This window comes from Streptomyces malaysiense (assembly GCF_000980885.2).
Classification (GTDB): Bacteria; Actinomycetota; Actinomycetes; order Streptomycetales; family Streptomycetaceae; genus Streptomyces; species Streptomyces malaysiense.
Genome location: NZ_LBDA02000054.1, coordinates 1 through 26,120 on the forward strand (window position 1 = coordinate 1; position 26,120 = coordinate 26,120).

General features: G+C 75.0%; 25 protein-coding genes and 1 pseudogene. 20 read left to right on the forward strand and 6 right to left on the reverse strand.

The genetic code is table 11. From position 1 onward, the window contains the following. The 16 genes and pseudogenes from VT52_RS22620 to VT52_RS38925 form a co-directional block, all read left to right on the forward strand. A pseudogene (locus VT52_RS22620) lies at window positions 1–642 on the forward strand (hypothetical protein); the annotation flags it as partial. After that, a complete protein-coding gene (locus tag VT52_RS22625; RefSeq protein ID WP_046428585.1) occupies window positions 639–1,343 on the forward strand; it encodes a Pvc16 family protein in 705 nt (234 codons plus the stop codon). The pseudogene VT52_RS22620 and the gene VT52_RS22625, both read left to right, overlap by 4 nt. Further along, window positions 1,343–3,409 carry an ATP-binding protein gene (locus VT52_RS22630; RefSeq protein WP_046428587.1) on the forward strand — a complete coding sequence of 689 codons (2,067 nt, stop codon included), beginning with the start codon at window positions 1,343–1,345 and terminating at the stop codon, window positions 3,407–3,409. Before VT52_RS22625 ends, VT52_RS22630 begins: the two co-directional genes overlap by 1 nt. 208 nt (window positions 3,410–3,617) lie before the next feature. Further along, complete coding sequence (locus VT52_RS22635; protein ID WP_046428590.1) at window positions 3,618–5,174, forward strand: phage tail sheath family protein; 1,557 nt, start codon at window positions 3,618–3,620, stop codon at window positions 5,172–5,174. Between the two features lie 45 nt (window positions 5,175–5,219). Beyond that, window positions 5,220–5,660 carry a phage tail protein gene (locus VT52_RS22640; protein WP_046428592.1) on the forward strand — a complete coding sequence of 147 codons (441 nt, stop codon included), beginning with the start codon at window positions 5,220–5,222 and terminating at the stop codon, window positions 5,658–5,660. After that, window positions 5,657–6,154 (forward strand): zinc-ribbon domain-containing protein, encoded by a 498-nt coding sequence (locus tag VT52_RS22645; protein WP_046428594.1) that lies wholly within the window; start codon window positions 5,657–5,659, stop codon window positions 6,152–6,154. The genes VT52_RS22640 and VT52_RS22645 overlap by 4 nt, the downstream gene beginning before the upstream one ends. Further along, window positions 6,151–6,309 (forward strand): DUF6760 family protein, encoded by a 159-nt coding sequence (locus VT52_RS38075; RefSeq protein WP_167377728.1) that lies wholly within the window; start codon window positions 6,151–6,153, stop codon window positions 6,307–6,309. Before VT52_RS22645 ends, VT52_RS38075 begins: the two co-directional genes overlap by 4 nt. Window positions 6,310–6,433: 124 nt before the next feature. Further along, window positions 6,434–9,445 (forward strand): hypothetical protein, encoded by a 3,012-nt coding sequence (locus VT52_RS38080; RefSeq protein WP_167377729.1) that lies wholly within the window; start codon window positions 6,434–6,436, stop codon window positions 9,443–9,445. Between the two features lie 25 nt (window positions 9,446–9,470). Beyond that, window positions 9,471–9,896, forward strand: a complete 426-nt coding sequence (locus VT52_RS22655) for a phage tail protein (protein ID WP_046428598.1) — start codon at window positions 9,471–9,473, stop codon at window positions 9,894–9,896. 59 nt (window positions 9,897–9,955) lie between these two features. Continuing rightward, window positions 9,956–10,678, forward strand: coding sequence for a CIS tube protein (locus VT52_RS22660; protein WP_046428601.1), 723 nt, complete (start codon window positions 9,956–9,958; stop codon window positions 10,676–10,678). Then, a complete protein-coding gene (locus VT52_RS22665) occupies window positions 10,675–12,501 on the forward strand; it encodes a VgrG-related protein (RefSeq protein WP_046428604.1) in 1,827 nt (608 codons plus the stop codon). Before VT52_RS22660 ends, VT52_RS22665 begins: the two co-directional genes overlap by 4 nt. Window positions 12,502–12,538: 37 nt before the next feature. Continuing rightward, window positions 12,539–12,856, forward strand: coding sequence for a PAAR domain-containing protein (locus VT52_RS22670; RefSeq protein WP_046428607.1), 318 nt, complete (start codon window positions 12,539–12,541; stop codon window positions 12,854–12,856). Then, complete coding sequence (locus tag VT52_RS22675; RefSeq protein ID WP_046428609.1) at window positions 12,856–13,278, forward strand: GPW/gp25 family protein; 423 nt, start codon at window positions 12,856–12,858, stop codon at window positions 13,276–13,278. Before VT52_RS22670 ends, VT52_RS22675 begins: the two co-directional genes overlap by 1 nt. Beyond that, window positions 13,278–15,248 (forward strand): putative baseplate assembly protein, encoded by a 1,971-nt coding sequence (locus VT52_RS22680; protein WP_046428612.1) that lies wholly within the window; start codon window positions 13,278–13,280, stop codon window positions 15,246–15,248. Before VT52_RS22675 ends, VT52_RS22680 begins: the two co-directional genes overlap by 1 nt. Beyond that, complete coding sequence (locus VT52_RS22685) at window positions 15,245–15,808, forward strand: phage tail protein (RefSeq protein ID WP_046428615.1); 564 nt, start codon at window positions 15,245–15,247, stop codon at window positions 15,806–15,808. The genes VT52_RS22680 and VT52_RS22685 overlap by 4 nt, the downstream gene beginning before the upstream one ends. A gap of 901 nt (window positions 15,809–16,709) precedes the next feature. Then, window positions 16,710–17,288 carry an NADase-type glycan-binding domain-containing protein gene (locus VT52_RS38925; RefSeq protein ID WP_107481414.1) on the forward strand — a complete coding sequence of 193 codons (579 nt, stop codon included), beginning with the start codon at window positions 16,710–16,712 and terminating at the stop codon, window positions 17,286–17,288. Window positions 17,289–17,301: 13 nt separating this feature from the next. Here the strand turns inward: VT52_RS38925 and VT52_RS22695 are convergent, their stop codons facing one another. Both VT52_RS22695 and VT52_RS22700 read right to left on the reverse strand, forming a co-directional pair. Continuing rightward, window positions 17,302–18,570 carry a PP2C family protein-serine/threonine phosphatase gene (locus tag VT52_RS22695; protein ID WP_206306588.1) on the reverse strand — a complete coding sequence of 423 codons (1,269 nt, stop codon included), beginning with the start codon at window positions 18,568–18,570 and terminating at the stop codon, window positions 17,302–17,304. 48 nt (window positions 18,571–18,618) lie between these two features. Then, window positions 18,619–19,191, reverse strand: a complete 573-nt coding sequence (locus tag VT52_RS22700) for an HD domain-containing protein (protein WP_046417341.1) — start codon at window positions 19,189–19,191, stop codon at window positions 18,619–18,621. A 169-nt stretch (window positions 19,192–19,360) separates the two neighbouring features. Here VT52_RS22700 and VT52_RS22705 point away from each other — a divergent pair, with 169 nt between their 5' ends. From VT52_RS22705 to VT52_RS22715, 4 genes are all read left to right on the forward strand, one after another. Continuing rightward, a complete protein-coding gene (locus VT52_RS22705; RefSeq protein WP_079175205.1) occupies window positions 19,361–20,071 on the forward strand; it encodes a DedA family protein in 711 nt (236 codons plus the stop codon). A 592-nt stretch (window positions 20,072–20,663) separates the two neighbouring features. Then, window positions 20,664–20,831 (forward strand): hypothetical protein, encoded by a 168-nt coding sequence (locus tag VT52_RS38090; protein ID WP_167377730.1) that lies wholly within the window; start codon window positions 20,664–20,666, stop codon window positions 20,829–20,831. A gap of 40 nt (window positions 20,832–20,871) precedes the next feature. Further along, window positions 20,872–21,231: a DUF779 domain-containing protein gene (locus tag VT52_RS22710; RefSeq protein ID WP_046417342.1), complete on the forward strand. Its 360-nt coding sequence runs from the start codon at window positions 20,872–20,874 to the stop codon at window positions 21,229–21,231. Between the two features lie 75 nt (window positions 21,232–21,306). Next, window positions 21,307–22,545: a phosphodiester glycosidase family protein gene (locus VT52_RS22715; RefSeq protein WP_079175206.1), complete on the forward strand. Its 1,239-nt coding sequence runs from the start codon at window positions 21,307–21,309 to the stop codon at window positions 22,543–22,545. Window positions 22,546–22,550: 5 nt separating this feature from the next. Here the strand turns inward: VT52_RS22715 and VT52_RS22720 are convergent, their stop codons facing one another. The 4 genes from VT52_RS22720 to VT52_RS22735 all read right to left on the reverse strand — a co-directional run bounded on the left by VT52_RS22720 (window position 22,551) and on the right by VT52_RS22735 (window position 26,078). After that, on the reverse strand, window positions 22,551–22,745 hold the full coding sequence (locus VT52_RS22720; RefSeq protein ID WP_037658873.1) for a hypothetical protein: 195 nt from the start codon (window positions 22,743–22,745) through the stop codon (window positions 22,551–22,553). 119 nt (window positions 22,746–22,864) lie between these two features. Then, window positions 22,865–23,938, reverse strand: coding sequence for an acyl-CoA dehydrogenase family protein (locus VT52_RS22725; RefSeq protein WP_046417343.1), 1,074 nt, complete (start codon window positions 23,936–23,938; stop codon window positions 22,865–22,867). Next, window positions 23,935–25,116 carry an acyl-CoA dehydrogenase family protein gene (locus VT52_RS22730; RefSeq protein WP_046417344.1) on the reverse strand — a complete coding sequence of 394 codons (1,182 nt, stop codon included), beginning with the start codon at window positions 25,114–25,116 and terminating at the stop codon, window positions 23,935–23,937. The genes VT52_RS22725 and VT52_RS22730 overlap by 4 nt, the downstream gene beginning before the upstream one ends. Further along, complete coding sequence (locus VT52_RS22735) at window positions 25,113–26,078, reverse strand: NADPH:quinone oxidoreductase family protein (RefSeq protein ID WP_046417346.1); 966 nt, start codon at window positions 26,076–26,078, stop codon at window positions 25,113–25,115. The genes VT52_RS22730 and VT52_RS22735 overlap by 4 nt, the downstream gene beginning before the upstream one ends. Between the last annotated feature and the right edge of the window lie 42 nt (window positions 26,079–26,120).

Genomic DNA, 26,120 nt, shown 5'->3' on the forward strand with positions numbered 1-26,120 from the left:
GGACCGGGGGTCACCGTGACCGCCCAGCCGAACCCGGGCTACGTCGGCGGCCGGGTCGTGGTGACGTACACCGTGCGCAACGGCCGCAACGCGCTGGCCACCGGGCTGCGGCTGCGTGTCTCGCTGCCCGCCGGCATCCCGAACGGCGGTCCGCCGCCGGGCTGCGACAGCTCCTGGCTGTGCGCGCTGCCGGATCTGGCGCCCGGTGACAGCGCCGTCGTACGGGTGGTGCTCGCCCCCGACCACGCGCTGACCGGCCGGGCCACCGGCGTGCTGACCACCACGGGATCGGACGCCGACCCCCGGGACAACAAGGCCGCCACGAAGCTGCGGATCCTCCAGCCGGAGATCATCGCGGTACCGCCGATCGGCAAGCCCGGCTTCGTCACCTCGGTGCGCGGCAAGGACTTCCCGCCGGGTGCGCCGGTTCGGTTCACCTGGAAGCCGGGCATCACGGCGGCCGCCGTGCCGACCGTGCCGGGACCCGACGGTCGATTCATCGGCCAGTTGCTCATCCTCACCAAGGACCAGACCGGACCGCGCACCATCACCGCACGGGGTCCCGGCTTCTCCCCGGTGAAGACCGACTTCCTGGTGGTGACGGGCACCGTGCAGCCGCCCGACGAGGTGAACCGCCGGTGATCCACGAGGTCGACGAGGCGCTGCGCGCGCTGCTCACCGGGTCCGGTCCGGAGGCGTCCGGGGTCGAGGTGGTCTTCGACGCCCCGACCCGCGAATGGGCGGCCCGCCGCAACGCGCCCACGGTGTGCGTGTTCCTGTACCACATCCAGGAGGACGCCACCCGGCGCGGCAGCGGCGCCGGTGAGGTGCACGACGCCGAGGGGCACGTGGTGGCGCGGCGCACCCCGCCCCGCTGGTTCGAGCTGACGTATCTGGTCACGGCGTGGGCGAGCCGCCCGCAGGACGAACACCGGTTGCTCTCGCAGGTGTTGGGCACACTGGTGAGCACGGACACGCTGCCGGAGGACCTGCTCACCGGCTCGCTCGCCGAGCTCGGGCTGGCGGTCTCCCTGGACACCGCCGGGGGCGGGCACGACGGACCGTCCGCGTCCGATGTGTGGTCGGCGCTGGACGGCGAGCTGAAGCCGTCGCTCGGCGTCCGGGTGCGCGCGCCGCTGGCCGCCGCGGCACGCCCGGCCGCGCCGCCGGTGACCGAGGGTCTCGTGGTGCGTGCGGGCCGGCTCGGGTCCGACGAGGAAGCCGCGCCGGGACGGCGGCTGCGGTACGAGGAGGTGGGCGACCCCGGTACGGAGGGCTTCGCCGGCCCGCGTGAGCGGCCCCCGGTTCCGGCCCGGCGCCGCCGAGGAAGGCGGCAGCCCTGATGTACGCCACCGAGACCGAGGTGGACGTCCTGTGGGCGCGGCTGCGGCTGGTCGAGGAACGGGTGCGTTGCGCGGTGGCCGCGCGGCGTGCCGTCGACCCGGATCCCGACGACCCGTACCGGGGCCAGTATCTGACTCCGGAGGCGGTGGAGCGGATCCTGGAGGGGCGGGGCGGCCTCGGGCTGCCCGACCACGAGCCGCCGCCGGTGCCCGCGACGTCCGGACTCGGTCTGCTGGCCGAGCGGTTCGGGCTCTCGCCACTGGACACGGACCTGCTCCTGGTCGCCCTGGCGCCGGATCTGGACCCCAGGTTCGAGCGGCTGTACGGCTATCTCAACGACGACCTGACGCGCCGCAGGCCGACGGTCGCCCTCGCCCTGGAGCTGTGCGGGCTGCCCGCCGCGTCCGCGGCCCGCTTCCGGCTGTCCCCCGGTGCGCCGCTGATCGCGGGCGGGCTGATCGAGATCACCGAGCCCGAACGGCCGCCTCTGTCCCGGGTGCTGGCGGTCCCGGACCGGGTGGGCGCGCACCTGCTGGGCGGCACCGAGCCGGACGCGCGGCTCGCCGGGCTGCTCGGCGAGGCCGACGCCGACCCGGCGGCCGAGCCCGCCGAGGTGGCTCGAGCCGGTGCCGCGGCGCGTTCCGGACCCGGCCTGGTGCAGTTGCTGGACCGCGGCGGCGACGCGCCCGGCCTCGCGGTGGCGGCCCTGCGCGCGGCCGGGCTGCGACCGCTGGTGCTCGACGCGGCGGCGCTCGCCCGGCGCTCCACCGAGGCGCCCGCGCTCGCCCGGGTGGCCGCCCTGGAGGCCAGGCTGTCCGGTGCCGGCCTCGTCCTCGGCCCGCTGGAGGCGCTGCCCCCGGAACCCGCCCGCCGCGACCGGATCACCTGGGACCTGTGCGCCGCGCTGCGCGGCCTCCCGCTGTTCCTGTACGGCACGGACGGCTGGGACCCGGCCTGGGCCGCCGACACCCCGGTGGTCCTCCCGGTGGCCCCGCCCTCCCCGGAGCGCCGGGCCACCCGCTGGCGGCACGCGCTCGCACGGGCCGGCTCCGACGGCATCGCCGCGGCCGACGCGGAGACGCTGGCCTCGGCGGTCGCGGCGCACCGGCTGGACGGCGGGCAGCTGCGCCGGGCCGCGGGCGCCGCGGTGCGCACGGCCGCGCTCGCCGGCCGGGCGGTGCGGCCCGACGACCTGCGGGCCGCCGTACGGGCGCAGAACGGGGCGGGGCTCGCCCGGCTGGCCCGCCGGGTGGAACCGGCCGTCGGCTGGGACGACCTGGTGCTGCCCGCGCCGACCCACCGCAGGCTGCGGGAGCTCGCGGTACGCGCCCGGCATCGCGAACAGGTGCTCGGACAGTGGCGGATGCGGCCGGGCGGCGGCCGGGGGCGGGGCGTGATCGCGCTGTTCGCCGGGGAGTCGGGCACCGGCAAGACGATGTCCGCCGAGGTGATCGCCGCCGACCTGGGCATGGACCTGTACGTGGTGGACCTGTCCACGGTGGTCGACAAGTACATCGGCGAGACCGAGAAGAACCTGGAGCGGATCTTCACCGAGGCGTCCGCGGTGAACGCGGTGCTGCTGTTCGACGAGGCCGACGCGATCTTCGGCAAGCGCTCCCAGGTCAAGGACGCGCACGACCGGCACGCCAACATCGAGTCGGCCTATCTGCTCCAGCGGATGGAGTCCTTCGACGGCATCGCCGTACTCACCACCAATCTGCGGTCCAACCTGGACGAGGCGTTCACCAGGCGGCTCGACGTCATCGCGGACTTCCCGGTGCCGGACTCCGGTCAGCGGCTCGCCCTGTGGGAGCGGTGCCTGGGCGGACGGCTGCCGCGCGCCGCCGATCTCGATCTCGGCTTCTGCGCCGAACGTTTCGAACTGGCCGGCGGCTCCATCCGGGCGTGCGCGGTGACGGCCGCGTATCTGGCGGCCGAGGCCGGGCTCCCGCTCAGCATGCGGCAGTTGGTGACGGCGGTCGCCCAGGAGTACCGCAAGCTCGGCCGACTGGTCCTGGAGAGCGAGTTCGGCACGTGGACGCGGGAAGTGCTGGCGGACTCCTGAACTGCCCTCTGTCCAGCGGCTTTTACCGTACCCAGGGCTCGCTCACGGGGCGCGTTGCCCGAAAGGGAAGGCGGCGCCGGGCACGGGCGCCCGGAAAGGCAGCGGGGTTGCCCTCGCCCAGGTCCGCGCGCCCCTGTCGCCGTGCCGCACCGGCCTCGGAGACTCGACATCGACGCAGGTGACACCATTGGCACACGAAGGAGCGAGTATGCCGACGTACCTCACCCCGGGCGTGTACGTGGAGGAGGTGCAGTCCGGTGCACGACCGATCGAGGGGGTCGGCACCGCCGTCGCCGCGTTCGTCGGCTTCGCCCAGACCGGACCCTTCCACGAACCCACCCTCGTGACCAACTGGGACCAGTACACCCAGCTGTTCGGCGGATTCACCGAGGGCACCTGTCTCGCGCACGCCGTGTACGGGTACTTCGCCAACGGCGGCGGCGCGGCATACGTGGTGCGCGTCGGCGGCTCGGGCCGTGACTCCGCGGCGCCGGCGGCGGACCGGTCGGTACCCCGGCAGGCTCCGGCGCCCGAGCCGGTGGCGGTCGGCGGGTTCCTCGTCGCGGCCAGGCCCGGCGTCTCCGGGGTGTCGGTGGAGATCGCCGACCCGGAGGGCGAGAGCCCCGAGGACCGCTTCCGGCTGCTGGTGCGCCGCGGCGAGCAGGTGGTGGAGAACTACGACGTCTCCACCCGCAAGAACGTCAAGGGCTATGTGGTCAACCAGGTCCGGTCCTCCAAGCTGATCGAGGTCACCGAGCGGCGCGACGCCGCCCAGGCGCGTCCCGCCGCCCAGACGGTGGCCCTGCCCGACGCGCCGGCCGCCCCCGCGGCCCCCGCCTCCGGCGAGGTGTCCCGGCTCGACCCCGCCGAGTACGTCGGCGACTCCGCCGCCCGCACCGGCTTCGGCGGTCTCGAGGCCATCGACGAGATCACCATGGTGGCGGTCCCGGACCTGATGGGCGCCTACCAGCGCGGTGACATCGATGCCGAGGCCGTGCGCACGGTCCAGCTCGCCGTGATCTCGCACTGCGAGCAGATGGGCGACCGGGTGGCCGTCCTGGACACCCCGCCGGGCCTCAACGCCCAGCAGGTGCGCGCCTGGCGCAACGACGAGGCCGGCTACGACTCCCGGTACGCCACCGTCTACTACCCCTGGGTGCGGGTCTTCGACCCGGCGGCCGGCCGCAACACCACGGTCCCGCCGAGCGGTCACATCGCGGGCGTGTGGGCGCGCAGCGACGCCGAGCGCGGCGTGCACAAGGCACCCGCCAACGAGGTGATCCGCGGCGCGGTCGACCTCGAACTGCGCCTGAGCAAGGGCGAGCAGGACCTGCTGAACCCGATCGGTGTGAACTGCGTACGGGCCTTCCCCGGCCGCGGCATCCGGATCTGGGGTGCCCGCACCCTGTCCTCCGACCCGGCCTGGCGCTACCTGAACGTCCGCCGGCTGTTCAACTACCTGGAGGAGTCCATCCTGCTGGGCACCCAGTGGGTGGTCTTCGAGCCGAACGACGACCGGCTGTGGTCCAGCATCCGGCGCAACGTCACCGCGTTCCTCACCGAGGAATGGCGGCGGGGCGCGCTGTTCGGACGCACCGCCGAGGAGGCGTTCTACGTCAAGTGCGACCGGGACAACAACCCGCAGGAGTCCATCGACCAGGGCCGGGTCGTGTGCGAGATCGGGGTGGCACCGGTCAAACCCGCCGAGTTCGTGGTCTTCCGGCTGGCCCAGTTCTCGGACAGCACCAGCCTCATCGACGAGTGAGACCAGTGACCCGCGGGTCGGTCAAGGGAAGGTGACGAAACAGTCATGGCAGAGGGCGATGCTCTTTCCACCCATGTCTTCGGCGTGCAGCTCGGCGGCTACATGGTGGAGTCCATCCAGGAGATCAGCGGCCTGACCGTCGAGGAAGAGGTCGTCGAGGTACGGCAGGTGACCTCCGAGGGCAAGCAGATCATCCGCAAGCAGCCGGGCGCCCGGCAGGCGGGTGAGATCACGATCACGCGGGGACTCGACAAGTCCAGCGAGTTCACCAAGTGGATCAAGGAGACCCTGAACAACGGTGCCGTCGACACCGCCCGGCAGAACCTGACCATCGAGATCAAGGACTCCAAGGGCGACACGGTGCGCCGGATCCAGCTGATGCAGGGCTGGGCCTCCCGCTGGGAGGGTCCCTCGCTCAAGGCGGGTGAGTCCGCCGCGGCGACCGAGACGGTCACCATCGTGTTCGAGGAGATCGTCGTCGAATGAGGCGCCGTACGGTCACGGCGGGCAGCCTGGAGGAGATCCTCGACGCGACGGCGCCCGTACCGGCCCCCGAGCAACCGCAGGCACCGGCGCCACCGTCCGGCCCCGCGGCCCCGCGTGACCACGGGCTGCGCACCGAGTTCGAGTTCGAGCTGCCGCGCGGGTACGTGGACGAGTCGGGCACCCTGCACCGCAGCGGGTCCATGCGGCTCGCCACGGCCCGCGACGAGCTGCGGCCGCAGATCGACCTGCGGGTCAAGGAGAACCCCGCGTACCTCAGTGTGGTGCTGCTCAGCCAGGTGATCACCCGGCTCGGCACCATCACCGATGTGCACGCGGGCGTCGTCGAGCGGATGTACGCCACCGACGTCGCCTTCCTCCAGGACTTCTACCGCCGGGTCAACAGCGAGGGCCACACCCGCGCGGCGGTGACCTGCCCGCACTGCGAGGGCGGCTTCGAGGTCGACCTCTCGGGTGGGCGCCTGGGGGAATCGTGACGTACGCGCTTCCCCGGCTCCGGGAGGAAGTCGCGTACATCGCCTATCACTTCCACTGGCAGCGCGCGGAGATCCTCGACCTCACCCATGCGGAGCGCCGCCAGTGGGTGGGCGAGATCGCTCGTATCAACGCCCGCATGAACGAAGGGGGTTGAGGCCATGGCCTGGTGGGACGCACGCCGCCGACGGGAGCGGACCGCCGACACCGCGTCGGCCGCCCCGCCCGGACCGGCCGGCCCCGGTCCGTCCGGCTCCGGGCCGGCGCGGGCCGCTTCGTCCGTGCCCGATGACTGGGACGGCGGCTGGCGCCGGGTCGCGCCGCCCTCGCTGACCGTGGCCCGCGCGCCGCTCGGCGTCAGTGACGGCCTCACCTTCCGCGACGGCCTCGCCTCCTGGCAGAACCCCGCCTTCGACTCGGGGCTCGGCCATGGGCTGCTGCCCTCGGCGCCGATGGGGCTGGTGCACGGCGTGACACGTCCTGCCGTCCAGCGCTCGGAGTACGGGGCCGGCGGGCCGCTGCTGCTGCGCTCGCTGCCGGAGCCCGGCGGCGGGGAAGCGGAGGACGGCGAGGCGGCCGGCTCCGCGCCTGCCCAGGTCCAGGTCCAGGTCCGGCGGGTGGTGCGGGCGGACGGGAGGGGCACCGGAGAGGTGCGGCGACCGGCCGAGTCGGCGCGTACGCAGTCTCCTCCGTCTTCGCTTCCGCCTTCGTCTTCGCCGGACGCGGAGCGTGCCGCGGCCGACGGTCCGGGGCGGGTGACCGGACCGGAGCTCGCGGTGGTACGGCGGGTCGCCGTGGTGCCGAATACCGCGGGTGCCGCACCCTCGCCCCGCGGTGGGGGGAGAGAGCCGGGCGGGACGGGAGCTGTGCGACCGCGGCCGCCGGGCCCCTCGCTGGCCGTGGCGCGCCGGGTGGCGACCCGGCCGGTACGCCGGGTCGCCGCGGTACGACCGGTGCCGGCCGCCGGTGACGACGCCCTCGCCGGTGTCGCCGGCGTCGGTGCCGGCACCGGTACCGGTGCGGTTCAGCGCTCCTCCGCACCCGAACGCGCGGCTGGACGGGCTCCGTTGGGCGAGCCGATCGCCGAACTCCCCACCACCGCGGTCCCGTTGTCCACCGGCCGGCCCTCCGGTTCCGTCACGGCCGATGCCCGTCCGCCGGGCGGTCCGGTGCTGCCGGTCGTACGGCGCGGGGCGGATGCCCTGGAGACCTCGGGCGGAGAAGCCGTCGCGGCGCCGCGTGCCGTCACGGCCGACGGGCGGACGGGCGCCGGTGCGCGAACGCCTGCCGTACAGCGCCGGGCGGACGGCTCCGGCTCCGGTCCTGCGGGCGCTCGGGCGCCGTCCGGGCCGCTGCTCCCCGAGACCCGGGGTCACGCGGATGCCGCTGCCGCCAAGGGGCCCGAGACCCCCCACGCCACCGAGGCGCAGGCGTCGGCCGCTCCGGTGCCGCCGGTCGTGCGGCGCCAGGCGGCGGGTCCTGTCTCCGCCGGGAACGAAACCCCGGCCACCGAGGCGTCCAGGTCCCGGCGGGCCGGCGCGGCCGATGCCCCGGCGCCCTCCCGACCGCTGCTCCCCGACGTCCAGCGCCTGGTGGACGCTCCCGCCTCCGCCGCGGACGCGCGAACGGCCGAGCCCGGCCCGCGGACCACCGGTACCGCCGCCGGGGCGCCCGGCGCGGCCGACGCCCAGCCCGCGGCGGGACCCGTGCTGCCCGTCGTACAGCGCCGGACGGACGCTTCGGATGCCGCTGCGGCCGCCGCCCGGCTGGCTCCCGGGCCGGAGCCGTACGCCGTACAACGCACGGCGGACGCTTCCGACGCGGGCCGGCTGGCAGCCGAGCCGGGGCTCCCCGGAGCGCAGCGCAGGCTGGACGCTCCCGGCGCTCCCGGCACCGAGGCGCCCGCCAAGCCGCTTCTGTCGGCGGCACGGCCTCAGGTGGACGCCCCCGGCTCCGCCGGAGAAGAATCTCGCGCCGCGGCTACCCGGCCGGCTGCGGCCGATCCGGCGTCCGGGCCGGAACTGCCCGTCGTACAGCGCCGGACGGACGCTTCCGCGCCGGACGGCCCCACGACCGCCCCGGCGACACGGCCCGGCACCGGACCGGCCCACGAAGGGCCCGTGCCCGCTCGCCGTGCCGAGCGGCCCGGCCCGTCCGGAGCCCGTGCCCGTGGCAGTCTGGGCGCGCCCCTCACCTCGCTGCCGCCGACCGCCGCCCCGCGTGGGCCGGTCGATGCCGTCGGCCGTCCCGCCCAGCCCTACGTCCAGCGCGCGGCGGGGCAGGAGACACCACGGGCCGCGACGGCGCCCCTCCTGGGGACGTTGGACACCGACGGGCCCGGAGCCATGGCCAACTCCCCTTCACCGGAGTCCGCTTCGGCGTCCACCGAGGCGTCCGCACCGGCCGCGCCCCTGGTGACCCGTGCCGTGGTCCAGCCGGGCACCGCGGCCACGGGCGCCCCCGGTGCCGTACCGCGCTCGGTGTCCACCGCGCCCGCGGAACCCGGACGGCGTACGAATCCCGTGAGCCCGGTCGTCGTGGCCCGCGCCCTCGCCGAGCCCCGGCGGACCGTGGGCGCCGCCGCCCGCTCGCTCCTCTCCGCCCGCCCCCTCACCCTCGACACCCGGGCGCCGGAGGGCATGCCTCGCCCGCCGCACACCGGCACCCACGGCGCTCCCGCCGGACCCCCGGTCGTGGCGGCCTCCTGGCGCCGTGAGCCCTCTCCGGAAGCGGCGCGACCGGCCGCCCCCGGAGCGTCCCCGGACTCGGACCCGGGCCCGATCCCCGTCCCGGTCCCGGTCCCGGTCCCGGTCCCCGAGGCTGCCCCGGCTCGCTCCGGACTCCCGGTCGTCCGCCCGGACGCCCCCGTCCAGCGGGCGGGAGCCGGGGCCGGTCTGCCCCTGACCGACGCGCAGGCTCCCCCGCTCCGGACGTCCCCGGCCCCGGCGCCGCCCACGTCCGCCGGGCTCCCCGTACCCGTGGTGCGCAGGGCGCGGCCGGTGGAGCCGGCTCCCGTGATTCCGGGCGGCGTTCAGATCGACGTCGTCCAGCGGGACGCGAAGAAGACGGCCACCGGCGGGTCCGCGCGCGCTCGCCCCCGGTCGGCCTCCGCACCGGCCGCCGTCCCCCCGGCGAGCACGACGGCCGGCGAGAGGGAGACCGCGCCGCGGGACCCGGGAGTCGATGTGGAGGACCTGGCGCGGCGGCTGCTGGACCCGTTGGCCCGGCTGCTGCGGGCCGACATGCGGCGAGGGCGGGAACGCGCCGGACGCCCCTACGACGGACGGCGCTAGCGGACATGGAACGGATGACCCACGGATGACGGACAACATCTTCGCGACGAGCGTGTTCTTCCGCCTCTCGATCGGCGGAAACGATCTGGGCGCCTTCCACACCTGCTCCGGCATGGGCGCGCAGGTGGAGATGGAGAGCTACGCGGAGGGTGGCAACAACGGCTTCACCTGGCAGCTGCCGGGCCGGGTCACCTGGTCCAACATCACGCTGACCAGGCCGGTCACCGCCGACACGATGAAGATCAGCCGCTGGCTCGACCAGACGCTGCGTCGCGTGGAGCCCAAGGACGGGGAGATCGTGGCGCTGAAACCGGACCTGTCACGGATCATCAGCTGGCAGGTGCTCGGCATCGTGCCGGTGCGCTGGGAGGGGCCCTCGTTCGACCCGGCCGACTCGCAGGCGGCGCTGGAGACGCTGGAGATCGCCCACGAGGGCCTGCGTCCCGCCTGATCCCCCGGCCGACCGGTAATCGCCCCGCCGCCTCGATCCGTACGAAAGGAGTCCCCGGTATGTCCTCCGCCGCCCGCACCAGCCGTGCTCGGGCACAACTGACCCTGAAGGAACCCCCGTCGGTGGTCGGCGCGAAGCCCGGCGGCACCATCGCGCGGCTCGACCTGCAGTTCAACCCGTCCACCCTGCAACTGCGCAAGTCCACCACCTGGCGGCGCACCCCCTCGCGGATGGCCGGGCAGTCGGCGCTGCCGGAGTTCGTGGGCAGCGGCCCGCGGGAGCTGAGCCTGGAGGTCTTCCTCGACGCGACGTCGACGCACGACGACTCCGTCGAGCAGGCGGTGGAGAAGCTGATGAAGGCCTGCGTGCCGACACCGGCGAGCCTCGCCCGCAAGAAGCCCGCGAGTCCCTGGGTGCGGTTCGAGTGGGGTACGGCCCGCACGACCTCGTTCGACGGGGTGATGTCGGCGCTCTCGGTGACGTACACGCTGTTCGACGTGGACGGCAAGCCGCTGCGGGCGACCTGTTCACTGTCCGTGGAGGAGGCGAGCGTCGACCCGGCGGGGCAGAACCCCACCTCGGGCGCGCGCACCGCCCGCAGCACGCACACGGTCGTGGCCGGGGACAGCCTGGCGCTGCTGGCCTGGCGGGAGTACGGCGACGCGACGGCCTGGCGGGTGATCGCCGAGGCGAACGGGATCGACGACCCGATGGCCCTGCCGCCCGGCACCGAACTGGTGGTGCCGGCGCTCGGGGACGCGGGCGGTGAGGAGGAGCGGTGACGACACCCGAGGCGCGGGGCGGCCGGTCGTTCGCGGCGGACCCCGTCGTGGAGGCGCCCGGTGAGCTGCCGCGGATCTGGGCGGCGCAGCTGGTGAGTTGTGTGGTGGACGAGAACGTGGGGCTGCCGGACACGGCGCAGCTCACCTATCGCGACCCCGACAACGAGTTCCTGGGGTCGACCGGCATCACGCTCGGCACACCGTTGAAGGTGTCGGTGGTGACGGTCACCGGGCAGGCGCGCGAGCAGTTGTTCAGCGGCGAGGTCACGGCGGTGGAGATCGACCGGGACGGCACCGGGTCGTTCACGGTGGTGCGCGCCTACTCCAAGGCGCACCGGCTCCAGCGCGGCCGGAAGGTGGTGGCGTACCGGAACATGACGGCCGCCGCCATCGTGCGCAAGGTGGCCGCGGGCGCGGGTCTGCCCGTCGGGAAGGTGCAGGCCGCGCCGGTCACCTACAAGCAGTTGTCGCAGGCCAACGTGTCCGACTGGGACTTCCTCCAGTACCTGGCGGGCGAGAGCGGTGCGCAGGTGCGGGTCGACGACAAGGGGGTGCTCCAGTTCACCCGGCCCGAGCCGGCGTCGGGGGCGCCCGCGCCGTCGACCCCTGCCACGCAGAACCCGATGGTGCTGGAGTACGGGCGCAATCTGCTGGCGCTGCGGGCCGCGCTGTCGGGCGCGGACGGCGCGTCCCAGGTGGAGGTGCGCGGCTGGGACGTCACCACCAAGACGCCGCTGGTGGCCCGGCAGCCCTCGGTGACCAGCAGGACGGTGCGACCGGGGCTCTCCCCGTCTCTGGCGTCCGCGTTCGGCGCGGACGCCAAGCTGACGGTGACCGACACCCCGTACCGCACGCAGGCCGAGACGACGGCGGCCGCGACCGCGATCTCCGCGCAGGTCGCCTCCGCTTTCGGCGAGTTGGAAGTGGTGGTGGAGGGCAGTCCGCGGCTGCGGGCCGGGGTGCCGGTGGCGCTCGGCAACGTGGGGCCCGCGTTCTCCGGCCGGTACACGACGACCGCCGTGCACCACAGCCTCGATCCGCACGGCGGCTACCGGACCACGGTGTGGGTCAGCGCCAGCCCGGACCGGTCCCTCGCGGGCCTGGCGACCGGCGCCAACGCGCCCGGCCGGGGCCCGCGCATCCCCGGCCTGGCGATCGGTGTGGTGACGGACGTACGGGAGCCGGGCGGCGCGCAGAGCGGCGCGGTACGGCTCAAGTTCCCCTGGCTGGACGACACGTACGTGTCCGACTGGGTGCGCACGGTGCAGTGGGGCGGCAAGGGGGGCGGAGGTGTGGTCAGCCCCGAGGTCAACGACGAGGTGCTGGTCGGCTTCGAGCAGGGCCTGCTGGACAGCCCGTACGTCATCGGCGGACTGTACAACGGCGTGGACACCCCCTCCGAGCACGACGTGCCGCTGATCGACGGGACCAGCGGCAAGGTCAACCGCCGTTCCATCGTGTCCCGTTCGGGACACCGGGTGGAACTGCTCGACGCGCGGGCGCCGGGCCCCTCGGGGGTACGGCTGCGCACCGCCGACGAGCGCATGGAGGTGCTGCTCGACGACCGCGACGACCGGATCGAGCTGACCGTGTACGCGGCCGGCGGCCGGCGGGCGCTGTCCTCGGTGCGTCTGGACGAGCACGGCATCACCCTCGACGCGGGCACCGGCAAGGTCAGCGTGAAGGGCGCCTCCGTGGACATCGACGGCACCGAGTCGGTGAACGTGTCCGGCCTCTCGACGACCGTCTCCGGGCAGAGCGGCCTCACGCTCGACGGCGGCCTGCTGGGGGTGCTGAAGGCGGACCTCGTACGCATCAACTGACCTGTCGTCCCACGACACTTCCCAGGAGGAGCCCCACATGCCCGGCGCAGCCCGTACCGGCGATTCCACCAGCCACGGCGGGGTGGTCGCCACCCCGCCGCCCGGCGCGGCCGCGACGGTGGCGCGGGTGCTGATCGGCGGCAGACCCGCCGCCGTGGTGGGCAGTCTGCACACCTGCCCGATCCCCCCGCACGCGGCCCTCGGCCCCGGCAACGTGATCGTGCCCAACCCGGCCGCGCTGACCTCGGGCATGGTCCTGATCGGGGGGCTGCCGGCCGCGCGGGCGGGCGACAAGTCGGCGTGCGGCGCGAACATCCTGCTCGGCGCCCTCAACGTGCGGATCGGAGGGCTGTGATGAGCGAGCGCTTCATCGGCCGGGGCTGGGCGTTCCCGCTGCGGGTCGGCCCGACCGGGGGTATCGCGCTGGTGGCGCGGGAGCGGGAGATCGAGGAGGCCATCCGGCTGGTCCTCGGCACCGCGCCCGGTGAGCGGCCGATGCGGCCCGAGTTCGGCTGCGGCATCCACGACTACGTCTTCGCGCCCGGCGACGGCGCCACCGCGGGCCGGATCGCCCAGCAGGTGCGTGAGGCGCTGGAGCGCTGGGAGCCGCGGATCGGCGTGGACGAGGTGGTCGTGGCGTTCGACGCCGTCGACGCCGGCACCCTGTACATCGACGTGCGCTACACGATCCGTTCCACCAACGACCGGCGCAACCTGGTGTTTCCCTTCTACACGATCCCCTCCGAGGAGGGGGCCGAGGAAGCGGTCGCGGACTGATGGCCCTGCCCTCCCCCAATCTGGACGACCGGCGCTTCCAGCAGCTCGTCGACGAGGCGAAGCGCTATGTGCAGCAGCGCGCCCCGGAGTGGACCGACCACAACGTCTCCGACCCGGGCGTCACCCTGATCGAGACGTTCGCCTACCTCGTGGACCAGCTGCTGTACCGGCTGAACCGGGTGCCGGACAAGAACTACACGGCGTTTCTCGACCTGCTGGGCATCCGGCTGTTCCCGCCGGCGGCGGCCGGGGCCGAGGTCGACTTCTGGCTGTCGGCTCCGCAGCAGGACGCGGTGACGCTGCCCGCGGGCACCGAGGTGACCACCGCGGACGGCGAGGCCGAGGAGCCCGTGGTGTTCGCCACCAAGGACGAACTGCGCATCCTTCCCAGCGAGTTGACCCGGCTGGTGGCCGCGCCCCGGGGCGGTGAGCAGACCGACCGGACCCGGGAGCTCGCCGAGGGCCGCGATGTGCGGTGCTTCCAGGCGGCCCCGCAGCCGGATGACGCGCTGCTGTTCGGGCTGCCCACGGCGGTGCCCCGGTGCATCGTGGCGGTGCGGCTGGACAGCCGGGTGGAGGGCGTCGGCGTGGACCCGCGCCAGCCGCCGCTGGTGTGGGAGGCGTGGGACGGGGGCCGCTGGCGCTCGTGCGAGACCGGCTCGGACACCACCGGTGGTCTGAACCGGCCCGGTGAGGTGATCGTGTACGTGCCGGGCGAGCACACGGCGTCGGTGATCGGCGGCACCCGGGCGGGCTGGCTGCGCTGCCGGGTCACGGAGGCGGAGCCGGGCCAGCCGTTCTACTCGGAGTCCCCGACGGTGCGCGAGGCGACGGTGTTCACGGTCGGCGGCACCACCCCGGTCGAGCACGCCGAGACCGTCACGGACGTACCGCTCGGGACCTCCGAGGGGGTCGCGGGCCAGACGTTCCGGCTCGGCCGCCCGCCCGTGCTGCTGGACGGCGGCCCGCCGCTGGTGGAGGTCTCATCGGCCGACGGCTGGCAGCGCTGGGAGGTGGTCGAGCACTTCGGCCGCTCGGGCCCCGGCGACCGGCACGTCCGGGTGGACGCCACCACCGGCGAGTTCGGCTTCCCGCCGGCCCTGCGCGAACCGGACGGCACTCTGCGGCTGTGCGGCGCGGTGCCGGAGAAGGGCGCCCACATCCGGGTGTCCCGCTACCGCACGGGCGGCGGCCCGGCCGGCAATGTGGCCCGGGGCGCCATCTCGGTGCTGCGCAGCTCGGTGCCGTACATCGCGCGAGTCGTCAACCGGGAGGCGGCGCGCGGCGGGGTGGACGGGGAGACCCTCGCCAACGCCAGGCTGCGCGCCCCGGACGCGCTGCGCATGCAGGAGCGGGCGGTCACCGCCGAGGACCACGAGATCATCGCCCGGCAGGCGGCGCCCTCGGTGCGCCGGGTGCGCTGCCTGCCGGCCGGGGCCGCCGGGGCCGCGGCGGGTGCGGTCCGGGTGCTGGTGGTGCCGGATGCGGTCGCCGACGAGGGCGACGACCGGCTCCGCTTCGAGCAGCTCATCCCCTCGGACCAGGTGCTGACCGCGATCACCGAGAGCCTGGACGAACGGCGCCTGATCGGCACCCGGTTGGTGGTGGAGCCGCCGGTGTACCAGGGCGTCACCGTGGTGGCCCGGCTCGCGACCGCGCCCGCCGACACCGACCGGGTGCGGGACGCGGCGCTCGTCGCCCTGTTCCGGTACCTCAACCCGCTGCGCGGCGGCCCGGAGGGCACCGGGTGGCCGTTCGGGCGTCCGGTGCAGTACGGCGAGGTGTTCGGGGTGCTCCAACGGGCCACCGGCAACGCGCTGGTGGAGGAGATCCGGCTGTTCGCCGCCGACCCGATCACCGGACGGCGCGGCGCGCCGGTGGACCGCATCGACGTCGGTCCGGGCGCGCTGGTCTTCTCCTACCGGCACCAGGTCGTCGTGCAGCCCGTCGAACCGGAGGCCCGTCCATGAGCCGCGCCGCCGTTCCCGGTCTGCCGAGCCGGCATCCGATCGGCGGGCTGCTGCCCGCGCTGTACGCCGACGACGATTTCGCGCAGCGGTTCACCGCGGGCCTGGACACCGTCCTCGCCCCGGTGTTCTCCACCCTCGACAATCTGTCGGCCTATCTCGACCCCCGGGTCGCGCCGGCCGACTTCGTGGCCTGGCTGGCGTCGTGGGTGGGCACCGCGGACGACCCGCGGTGGCCGGCCGAGCTGCGCCGGGAGGCGGTGGTACGGGCGGTCGAGCTGCACCGCAGGCGCGGCACCCGGCGCGGTCTCGTGGAGCGGCTGCGGCTCACGCTCGGCGTGGAGGCCGACGTCCTGGGCGACGGCGGCGCGGCGTGGTCGCGGACCCCGGGCACCCCGCTGCCGGCCGCGCCGGCCGGTGAGGTGCTGGTCCGGGTGTGGCCGGGCCGGGAGCCGGTGGTGGACGCGGACCGTGTCCGCGAGACCGTCCGTGCCCACTGCCCCGTCCATGTCCCCTGCCGGGTCGAGGTCCTGTCCGGCCCGCCCGCCGACGAAGGGAGGTGACGCCATGCGCGCCTGTCCCGCGTGCGGGGCGTCCAACGGCCCCGACGACGACTTCTGCGGCAACTGCGGTGCGTACCTCGGGTGGTCCTCGGAGAGGCCCGCCGCGGCGCGCCCGCGCACGCCGGCGCAGGACGACGCCGGGGCGGATGAGGGGGGTTCGGCGCCCTCGGCGGAGGGGACCGGTTCGGCCGCGAACGAAGCCGCGGATGAGGGGGGTCCGGATCCGGCGGCGGCCGGCGCCCGGCCCCGCGCGGAGGAGTCGCGTACGGCACGGCGCGAGACGGGACGTCGTACGACGCGGGCCGCCGAGGGCGCCCGGCCCGTCCAGGCTCCGCCGGTGCCCCGTACGGCACCCGCCCCGCCCGGCGGGTCCGGCGCGTCCACCGTGCGCGGCACGCCCACCGCGCCTGCGGCGCCCCGCACGCCTCCCGGGCCTGCGACGACCGGAACTCCGCGCACGCCGCCCGCGCCACCGGCACCCCCCACGCCCTCCGCCGGCACCGCGCCCCCGGCTCCTCCAGAACCGCGTACCACCCCCACGCCCCCGGCCCCTCCGGAACGGCGTACCGCCCCCACGCCACCCGCCTCTGCCCCACCAGAGCCCACTCCCCCGCGCCCGGCCTCACCACCGCTCCGCACTCCCCCCGCGTCCCCGCCCCCGCGGGTGCCCCGCGCTCCCGAGCCCGCCGATGCGCAGGCCGGGCAGCCGGCTCCCGTACTGCCCGGGAAGCCGGTCGCGCGGCGGCCCGTCGTGCGGCCGATGGAGCAGCGGGAGGAGGTGGCCGGACCGCCGTGCCCCGCGTGCGGGACGCCGAATCCGCCGGGGCGCAGGTTCTGCCGCCGCTGTGCCACCCCGCTGAACCCGCAGGCGGCCCCCGCTCCGTTGCCGTGGTGGCGGACGATGTGGCCCCTGCGGCGCCGGGTGCGGGCCGGGTCCGGGCGGTGGGTGCGGCTGCTGGTGATCCTGCTGGTGGTGCTGGCGCTGTGCGTGGGCGGGTACCTGCTGCTGCCCGCCGGGCGCGCCCTGTTCGAGGACACCCGGGACAAGCTCAGCGGCACCAAGCCCGTCACCGCGACCGGGGTCACGGCGAGCGCGGCCGTGCCCGGACATCCGGCGTCGAACACCAAGGACGGTCTCGACAACCGCTATTGGGCCGCGCCGGGCCCGGGTGCCTCGCTGACGTACACCTTCGGCAAGCCGTTCCGCCTGGTGGACGTCCTCATCACCAACGGCGCCTCGAAGTCGCCCGAGCAGTACGCGACCGAGGCCCGTGCGCTCCAGATGGACATGGAGGTCACGTCCTCGGACGGCACGGTGCGGCACAGATCCGTCTCGCTGGACGACAAGGCCGGTGCGCAGACGGTGCAGACCGGTATCGACGACGTGGTGCGGGTGCGTCTGGTGCTGCACTCGGTGACGGGGCTGACGGCGGGCCGTCATGTCGCGGTCGCGGAGGTGGAGTTCTTCCAGCGGAGCTGAACTCCGTCCGGTTTCAGCGGAGTCGGGGGTCTGAGCCCGGTTGCGGTCCCGACCGCGGCCGCAGCCGGGCGGCCAGCGCGGCGACGTCGTCCTCGGTGTTGCGGGCGTCGAGCCGGGTGACAACGGTGTCGAGGATCTCCTCCAGGCCCGGCGAGGCCCCGAAGCCGATGGCGCCGAGCCGGTCCAGGGAGCGGTCGATGTCCTCGCCGCGCCGCTCGACCAGCCCGTCGGTGAACAGGATCAGGGTCTGTCCGGGCGCCATCCGGAAGGTGGTCGGCTCGTAGCCGCCGAGCCCGGTGCCGAGCGGCGGTCCGACCGGCACCGGCAGCGGGGTGGCCCGGCCGTCCGCGTCGATCACGAACGGCGGCAGATGACCGGCACTGGCCAGCGTGACCAGGCCCCGGTTGGGGTCGACCTGTGCGAGCAGACAGGTGGCGGGCCTGCGTTCGGCTTCGCCGGAGGCCATGTCGTCCAGCTGGCGCAGCACCCGGTGCGGGGGCAGGTCGGCGGAGGCGATGTAGCGCAGCGAGGAACGGTAGGCGGTCATGTCCACGGCGGCCTCGAGTCCGTGCCCCATGACGTCGCCGACGACCAGCAGGGTGCGGCCGAAGTGCAGTCGTACGGTCTCGCACCAGTCCCCGCCGACCAGTGCGCTGTGCCCGACGGGCAGATAGCGGATGGCGACGTCCAGGTTCGGGTGCGGGCGGCCGGGCTCGGCCAGCAGGGCCCGCTGGAGCTTGCCGATGATGCTGCTGACCGCGTCGTGCTCGCGGGCGTGCCGGATGTGGGAGGCGGCGCGCTCGGTGAGGAAGCGCAGGAACTCCGTCTCGGGCGCCGTGTAGGACGCGCCGCCACGGGCGCACACCAGCACGCCGTAGTGGCGGCCGCCGGTGGCCAGCGGCACGCAGAGCGCGGTGCGCTCGTCGCCGGGTGCGGCGGCGACGGTCAGGTCCTCGTCCGGATCGGCGGCGACCCGGGCGGCCGCGGCGACCCGCCGGACCTCGGGCAGCAGGGCCGGGCTCCCGCCGACCGCCTCGTAACCGACGCCCGCCTCGCGGCCCCAGCGCAGTACGGCCGCGGCGCCGCCCATCTGGGCGACGGCGGCGCGGGTCAGCTCCGCGCAGGTGGTGCCCTCGTCGAGGGTGGTGCCGATCGTGGCCGCCACCGCGCGCAGCTCGGCCGGGCCCAGGGGCAGGGGGGCCTCTTCCCGGGCAGGCGTGCCAAGGCCGCGTTCGACGGCGTCGACCGCCGACTGGCGAAACGGCTGGAACCAATCCACCACAGGACTCACCTTAGAGGGGGACGCCCCCACAGTCCCACCATGAGCACATCAGCATCCGCCGGATCCCGCACGTGCATGGCCGGCGGCGACGCGCTCCAGGACCGGCCGCCGACTCTCCAGGGGCGGTACCCGCAGGCCGACGACCTTTCCGGCGTCGTCGGCACGGCGCAGTGCGACCGCCGCCGCGAAGTCCGGGCCGGTCTCGAAGGCGGCCGCCTCCGCCGGGCTCATGGGGCCGCCCTGGCAGCCGAGGGTGCGGGCGCTCTCCGGGGACAGCACGAGCCCCGGGTCGGTGGCGGCGAGGTAGCGCTTGGCCGGAATGTGCAGGGCGACCAGCCGGGCGACGCGGGGTCCGAGCAGGCCCTCGACCGCGGTCGCGGCGTGGGCGCCGTGCCCGGCCTCGTCGCCGGGCTCCAGATGGTGGCCGATGTCATGGACGAGTCCGGCCGCCTGCGCCTCCTCGTCGTCGGGGCGGCTCACGGCGAGCAGGGCGGCGACCTGGAGGCCGTGGTCGAGGATGTCCACCGGATCGCCGGAGCGGTCCGGGGTGTCCCAGACGCCGGCGCAGCCGGCCAGCAGGCCCATGAGCGCGTCGACGGAGGGGATCGGGCGGTGCGTCATGGGGACACGCTGCCCCGGCGGGGTGTACGGCAGGGTGCACGGCGGGTGGCCGGGGGATGTCGGTCCGCCCCGGCCTGTGCGTTCGCACGGATCCCGCACGCGCGCGAATCTTTCCCGCGCAGGATGCTGGTGAGCGAGAGCCCTGCGAGGAGGCCAGGAGGCACGGCCGGTGATCGCCGTCAACCCGTTGGACAGCGCCTCGGTGCTGGCCGCCTTCGGCGCGCTCGGAGTGCTGGCGGTGATCTTCGCGGAGTCGGGGCTGCTGGTCTTCGGCTTCTTCCTGCCCGGGGACACACTGCTGTTCCCGGCCGGTGTGCTGTGCGCGGGCACCGCCGAGCAGCCGTCGCGGCTCGCCCTGTGGCAGGTGCTGCTGTGCGCGGCGATCGGCGCGGTGGCCGGGGGCCAGGTCGGCTATCTGATCGGGCGGCACGGCGGCCGGGCGCTGCTCGCGCGCACCTCCAGCCGCCGGGTGCGGGGCGCGGCGGCCCGCGCCGAGGAACTGCTGGCCCGGTACGGCTACGGCAAGGCGCTGGTGATCGGCCGCTTCGTGCCGCTGCTGCGCACGGTGCTGCATCCGGTGGCGGGGGCGCTGGGGGTGCCCGCCCGGCCGTTCACCGTCTGGCAGACGGTGGGCGGGGTGCTCTGGTCGCAGGCCCTGGTGCTGGCGGGGTTCACCCTCGGCGCCTCGGTCCCCGGGGTGGACGACTTCCTGCTGCCGCTGGTCGCGGTGGTGGTCGCGCTGTCCATGCTGCCGCTGCTGGTGGAGGCCCGCAGGACACGCCGCGAGCGACGGGAGCGACCCGACGAACCGGACCGGTCCGACCGATCGGAGCGGCGCGAGCGGCCGGAGCGGCAGCCCCGGCCGGACCGCGACCAGTGAGGGAACGCGCGCCACGGGCCGCCACGGCCGGGCCGCCCCAGCCCCCTCTCCCCGCAGCCGGCCGCCCGGCGGCAGTGCCCGCGCCGCCCCGGCGAGCGCGTCCCGTACGGCGGCCGGGTCGCGGCAGCCGGAGAGGTCGACGCCCGTGGTGCGCTCGGCGCCGGAGACCGGGTGCAGGTGCCCGTCGGTCAGGCCGGGCACGACCGCCGCGCCGCGCGGGTCCAGCACGGTGCCGCGGGGCCCGGCGAGCGCGCCGGCCTCCCGGCCGTCGCCGAGCGGCACTGTGCGCCCGTCCCGCGGCGAGCGCGGTGTGCGGCAGCAGGCCGTCGGTGGCCGGGTCGAGCAGCCGGGCGGAGAGCAGGACGAGGTCGGCGGGCACGGGGGCTCCTTCGGGCATCGGGCCGAGGGCTTCGGGCTCAGGGCCCAGGACTTAGGGCTGGGGGCTCGGGGGACGGGACAGGGGCGTCAGCCGGTGCTCGCGGCACGCTGCAGCGCGCCCCCGGACAGGCCGAGTTCACGTTCCCCGGTGCGGTGTGCCATCCTGCGCGCCGCGGCCGGGAGTTCCGGGCCGGCGGCGTCGAGGATCTGGGGCGTGGCCGCCTCCGCGCTGTGCGTCGACACGGTCTGCACCGGCCCGCCGGCCACCGCCCTCGGCGGGGTGGACCCCGTCCTCCCGGCGGGCCTCGTGGTCTCCGCCGTCGCCTACACGCTGCCGACGCGTTCCGCCACGCGCTCTGGACTGCGCCCGGAGCATCCGTGAGACTGGCCGGGACGGACGCCCCGGTTCCCAGGACGGTGCCATGGAAGAGGAAGTCCCGCGCGTGCAACTCACCGAGCGCGCCCAGGAACTGGTGCGCCGGCTGCGCGCCGAGCACGGACCGCTGATGTTCCATCAGTCCGGCGGCTGCTGCGACGGCAGCGCGCCGATGTGCTACCCGGACGGCGAGTTCCGCACCGGCGGCTCGGACGTGCTGCTCGCCGAGCTGGACGTGTCGGGGGTGGCGGAGCCGGTCAGCTTCTGGATGTCGCGCAGCCAGTACGAGGCCTGGAGCCACACCCGGCTCATCGTGGACGTCGTCCCGGGCCGGGGCAGCGGATTCTCCCTGGAGGCACCCGAGGGGGTGCGTTTTCTCACCCGTTCTCGCGTAGTCGACGCGTAGTCCGCCCACCGGCCGCTGCCGTCTGGTGCACTGCCCCCGGAGACAGGGACAGTTGACGAGGCATCAGGAGGCACGGTGACCAGACGTCGCGGGCGTTCGGCAGCGGGCAGAGCGGTTCTCACGGTTGTCACGGCGTTCGGCGTACTGGCCGGCGCGGCCCTCGCGGGCGCCGCGCCGGCCGGTGCCGTTCCGGCGGGCACCACCATCGCGCAGGGCGTCACCTACCGGCAGTTCGACGTCCACGCGGCCGCGGGCACCGCGCACGCCCATCTGCTCACGGTCGACCTCGGAGATCCGCGGGTGCGTGTCGGCCTGCTGCACCCGGGCGCGGTGGCCGCCCGCGCCACGGTCTCCCGGATGGCGAACGCGGCCAGGGCGGTCGCGGGCGTCAACGGGGACTTCTTCGACATCAGCGAGAGCCGGCACCCGGGCGTGGAGCCCACCGGTGCGAGCGTCGGCCCGGCCGTGGCGAACGGCCGGGCGCTCAAGGCCGCGGTGCCCGACGGCCAGCGGTTCGGGCCCGCGCTGCCGCCGGGCACGGGAACCGAGGACGTCATCGGCGTGGGCACCGACCACCGGGCCCGCCTGGACCGGCTCACCCTGACCGGCTCGGTGACCAGCCGCGCGGGCAGGCTGCCGCTGCGGGGCCTCAACCAGTACGCGCTGCCGGAGAACTCGGTCGGCGCCTACACGTCCGCATGGGGCGGCGCCTCGCGCGAACGCGCGGTCTGCGGCACCGACACGGATCGCGGGGCGGGTTGCGGCTCCGAGACGTACGAGGTGACGGTGCGCGGCGGCCGGGTGATCTCCGTCGCCGACGCCCCGGGCAGCGGCGTCGTCCCGGCGGGCACCACGATCCTGCTGGGCCGCGAGGAGGGCGCCCGGCGCCTGCGTGAGCTCGCCGTCGGGGACGCGGTGTCCGTGACCCACCGGCTGGTCGCTGCCACCTCCAAAATCGCCTTCGCCTTCGCGCTCGGCGGCTTCCCGGTGCTGCGGCACGGCGCGCCGCTGTCCGGGCTGAACAACACCGCCTCGGCGGTGCGCACCGTCGTGGGCTTCGACGACGGCGGACGCAGGCTGCTGATCCTGGCCCTGGACGGCGCCGCCGCCTACCGGTCCGGCCTGACCGTCGCCGAAGAGGCCACCACCATGCGGTCGTTGGGCGCCACCGACGCGTTCAACCTGGACGGCGGCGGTTCCACCGAGATGGTCACCCGGGACACCGGCGCGGCCGCCGTGACGGTCCGCAACCATCCGAGCGGCGGCGCCGAGCGGCCCGTGGCGAACGGGGTCGGCGTCTTCGCCACGGGCTGACCGGCTCAGGGCCGCAGGCTGCTCACCAGGGCGGCCGTCGCGTCGAGCCCGTTGTGAATGGTCGGCGCCATGCTCGAACACGCCAGGTAGAAGCCGAGCATCACACAGACCAGGCCGTGGGAGACCTTCAGCGAACCGTTGCGCATGAAGATCACGGCCAGGATCAGGAGCAGCAGCACCACAGAGATGGAAATCGCCATCGGGAACCTCCTCCGCCACACCCATGAGCGGCGTTCGGCCGCAAGTGTGGCGTAGCGGAGGGTTCCGCCGGGCAGCTGACATGTCCTCCGATCGTGTGATGTTTCGGGTGGGCCAGATCCTAGGGGGCCCGCAGGTCGACCAGTTCGGCCAGGGCCTCGCGGTGGGCGCCCGCGGTGCCGTAGGCGAGGGAGCCGGCCTTGGCCCGCTTCAGATACAGGTGGACGGGGTGCTCCCAGGTCATGCCGATCCCGCCGTGCAGCTGGAGCGCCTCCTCGGCGGCGCGGACGGCGACGGGGGCGGCGTACGCCTGGGCGACGGCCACCGTGATGTCGGTGTCCTCGCCGGTGGCCAGCGCGTCGGCGGCGGCGCGGGCGGCGGCCCGCAGGTTCACCACCTCCAGCCACAGCTGGGCGAGCCGGTGCTTGAGCGCCTGGAACCCGCCGACCGGCCGGTTGAACTGCTTGCGCTCCTTGAGGTACCGCACCGTCTCGGTCAACGACCAGTCGGCAAGGCCCAGTTGCTCGGAGGCAAGCAGCCCGGCGGCGGCACGCAGGGCCCGTCGTACGGCGGGTCCAAACTCGCCGAGGCGGCGGCCGGGTGCCCCGTCGAGGGTGACGGTCGCGAGCGGCCGGGTGAGGTCCAGGGAGATCCGGGGGGTGCGGGTGACGGCGTCGGCGGCCACGGCGTACAGGCCGCCGTCGTCGGCCGGGACGAGCAGCACATCCGCGGCTGCCGCGTCCGCGACACCGGTCAGCTCGCCGTGCAGGGTTCCGTCTTCGAGCCGGACGACCGGGACCGCGGCGCCCGGACCGAGGTGCAGCCCGACGGCGAGCACGCCGATGGTGCGCCCGGTCGCGAGCTTCTCCAGCAGTTCCTCGTCGCCGCAGTCGAGCAGGGCCTCGGTGGCCACGACCGCGCTGGTGAGATACGGCACCGGAGCGACCGCCCGGCCCAACTCCTCGAGGACGACGGCGGCCTCGCGGTGGGTGGCGCCCTGGCCGCCGAGCGTCTCGGGGATCAGCAGCCCCGCGAGGCCCATGCTCTGGGCGAGGGACTTCCACAGGCCGAGGTCGTGCGGGGCCGCCGACTCGGCGCGGGCGACGACACCGGCCGCGGCGCAGTGGTCGGTGAGCAGGTCCCGCACGGCCGCCCGCAGCGCCTCTTCCTCCTCCGAGTACAGCAGGTCGGTCATCGGGCCAGGTCCTTCCAGGCGACGTCCTTGTCGGTGCGCGGCTCGGCGGGCAGCCCGAGGACGCGCTCGGCGACGATGTTCAGCAGGACCTCGCTGGTCCCGCCCTCGATGCTGTTGCCCTTGGCCCGCAGATAGCGGTATCCGGCGTCCCGGCCGGTGAAGTCGACCAGTTCCGGGCGGCGCATGGTCCACTCGTCGTACAACAGGCCCTCCTCGCCCCGGAGCTCCACCTCCAGGCCGCTGATCTCCTGGTTGAGGCGGGCGAAGGAGAGCTTCATGCCGGCGCCCTCGGGACCGGGCTGGCCCGCGGCGAGCTGCTGGCGCAGCCGCTCACCGGTGAACCGGGCCACCTCGGCCTCCACCCAGAGCTTCAGCAGGCGCTGGTGCAGATCGTGGGTGCGCAGCTCGGGCCGTTCGCGCCAGGTGCTCGCGACCGGACCGATCATGCCGCCCTCACGGGGCAGCCGCATGCCGCCGATGGCGACGCGTTCGTTGTTGAGCGTGGTCTGGGCGACCCGCCAGCCCTCGCCGACCGCGCCGAGGCGGCGGCTGTCGGGGATACGGACGCCGGTGAGGAAGACCTCGTTGAACTCGGCCTCGCCGGTGATCTGCCGCAGCGGGCGCACCTCGACCCCGGGGTCGGTCATGTCGCACACGAAGTAGGTGATGCCCTGGTGCTTGGGCACGCCCGGGTCGGTGCGGGCGATCAGGATGGCCCAGCGGGCGAGATGGGCGCTGGAGGTCCACACCTTCTGGCCGTCGACCACCCAGTCGTCGCCCTCCCGGACGGCCCGGGTGCCGAGCGCGGCCAGGTCGGAGCCGGCACCGGGCTCGCTGAACAGCTGGCACCAGACCTCCTCACCCGTCCACAGGGGCCGCAGCAGACGGCGCCGCTGCTCCTCGGTGCCGTACTGGAGGATCGTCGGGGCGGCCATGCCGAGGCCGATGCCGATCCGCCGGGGGTCGTTGTCGGGGGCGCCCGCCGCCTCCAGTTCGGCGTCCACGACGGCCTGGAGGGAGCGCGGCGCGCCGAGGCCGCCCAGGCCCTCGGGGTAGTGCACCCAGGCGAGGCCCGCGTCGAAGCGGGCACGCAGGAAGTCCAGCCGCTCGGTCCGGCCGGGCGGGTTCGCGGCGAGGAACTCCCGCGTGCGGTCGCGCAGTTCACCGGCGTCGCTCACGCCGCCACCTCCGTCGTCACGACGATCCGGCCGGTGCTGCGGCCGTCCGCGACCTTCTGCACGCCCGCCGCGGCCCCGCCCAGCGGCACCCGCTCGCTCACCAGCGGCTTGATCGCGCCGCGCGCGGCCAGCTCGGTCAGCTGTTCGTGGCAGTACCGGACCAGCTTGGGGTTCTTGGTGTTGTACAGGCCCCAGTGGAGGCCCAGGACCGAGTAGTTCTTCACCAGCGCGTGGTTGAGCGCCGGGGTCGGGATGGTGCCGCTGGCGAAGCCGACGACCACGATCCGGCCCTCGAAGGCGACCAGCTTGGCGGACTGGGCGTAGGCCTCGCCGCCCACGGGGTCGTAGATCACATCCGCGCCGCGCCCGCCGGTGGCCGCCTTCACGGTGGCGATGACGTCCTCGGCGCGCCGGTCCACGACCAGGTCGCAGCCCAGCTCCCGTGCGACGGCGGCCTTCTCGGCACCGCCGACCACGCCGATCACGGTGGCGCCGGCCGCCTTGCCGAGCTGTACGGCGGCGCTGCCGACACCCCCGGCCGCGGCGTGCACCAGCAGGGTCTCGCCGGCTTCGAGGCGGGCCCGGCGGTGCAGCCCGAACCAGCCCGTCTGGTAGCCGATGTGCAGCGCGGCGGCCTCCGCGTCGTCCAGCGCCTCGGGCGCGGGCAGCAGGGCCGCGGCGTCCGCGAGGGCGTACTCGGCGAAGCCGCCGTACGGCAGCGCGGGGGTGGCGAGCACCCGACGGCCGTCCTCGGTCTCGCCGCAGATCTCCACACCCGGTGTGAACGGCAGCGGCGGCCGCACCTGGTACTGCCCCCGGCACAGCAGCGCGTCCGGGAAGTTCACATTGGCCGCCCGTACCCGCAGCAGCACCTGGCCGTCGCCCGGGACGGGCCGCCCGGTCTCGGTGAGGCGCATCACCTCGCTCGGCTCGCCGTTCTCGTGCACCTGCCATGCCTGCATACGGGGCCTCCACGCGACCGCATCGTCCGACCGGATCCGCCC

Excerpts from the sequence above, each read along its gene's own strand:
- VT52_RS22630 (WP_046428587.1), top strand. The coding sequence starts at position 1,343 with ATGTACGCCACCGAGACCGAGGTGGACGTCCTGTGGGCGCGGCTGCGG.
- VT52_RS22635 (WP_046428590.1), top strand. The coding sequence starts at position 3,618 with ATGCCGACGTACCTCACCCCGGGCGTGTACGTGGAGGAGGTGCAGTCC.
- VT52_RS22640 (WP_046428592.1), top strand. The coding sequence starts at position 5,220 with ATGGCAGAGGGCGATGCTCTTTCCACCCATGTCTTCGGCGTGCAGCTC.
- VT52_RS22645 (WP_046428594.1), top strand. The coding sequence starts at position 5,657 with ATGAGGCGCCGTACGGTCACGGCGGGCAGCCTGGAGGAGATCCTCGAC.
- VT52_RS22655 (WP_046428598.1), top strand. The coding sequence starts at position 9,471 with ATGACGGACAACATCTTCGCGACGAGCGTGTTCTTCCGCCTCTCGATC.
- VT52_RS22660 (WP_046428601.1), top strand. The coding sequence starts at position 9,956 with ATGTCCTCCGCCGCCCGCACCAGCCGTGCTCGGGCACAACTGACCCTG.
- VT52_RS22670 (WP_046428607.1), top strand. The coding sequence starts at position 12,539 with ATGCCCGGCGCAGCCCGTACCGGCGATTCCACCAGCCACGGCGGGGTG.
- VT52_RS22675 (WP_046428609.1), top strand. The coding sequence starts at position 12,856 with ATGAGCGAGCGCTTCATCGGCCGGGGCTGGGCGTTCCCGCTGCGGGTC.
- VT52_RS22680 (WP_046428612.1), top strand. The coding sequence starts at position 13,278 with ATGGCCCTGCCCTCCCCCAATCTGGACGACCGGCGCTTCCAGCAGCTC.
- VT52_RS22685 (WP_046428615.1), top strand. The coding sequence starts at position 15,245 with ATGAGCCGCGCCGCCGTTCCCGGTCTGCCGAGCCGGCATCCGATCGGC.
- VT52_RS38925 (WP_107481414.1), top strand. The coding sequence starts at position 16,710 with ATGTGGCCCCTGCGGCGCCGGGTGCGGGCCGGGTCCGGGCGGTGGGTG.
- VT52_RS22700 (WP_046417341.1), bottom strand. The coding sequence starts at position 19,191 with ATGACGCACCGCCCGATCCCCTCCGTCGACGCGCTCATGGGCCTGCTG.
- VT52_RS22710 (WP_046417342.1), top strand. The coding sequence starts at position 20,872 with ATGGAAGAGGAAGTCCCGCGCGTGCAACTCACCGAGCGCGCCCAGGAA.
- VT52_RS22720 (WP_037658873.1), bottom strand. The coding sequence starts at position 22,745 with ATGGCGATTTCCATCTCTGTGGTGCTGCTGCTCCTGATCCTGGCCGTG.
- VT52_RS22725 (WP_046417343.1), bottom strand. The coding sequence starts at position 23,938 with ATGACCGACCTGCTGTACTCGGAGGAGGAAGAGGCGCTGCGGGCGGCC.
- VT52_RS22735 (WP_046417346.1), bottom strand. The coding sequence starts at position 26,078 with ATGCAGGCATGGCAGGTGCACGAGAACGGCGAGCCGAGCGAGGTGATG.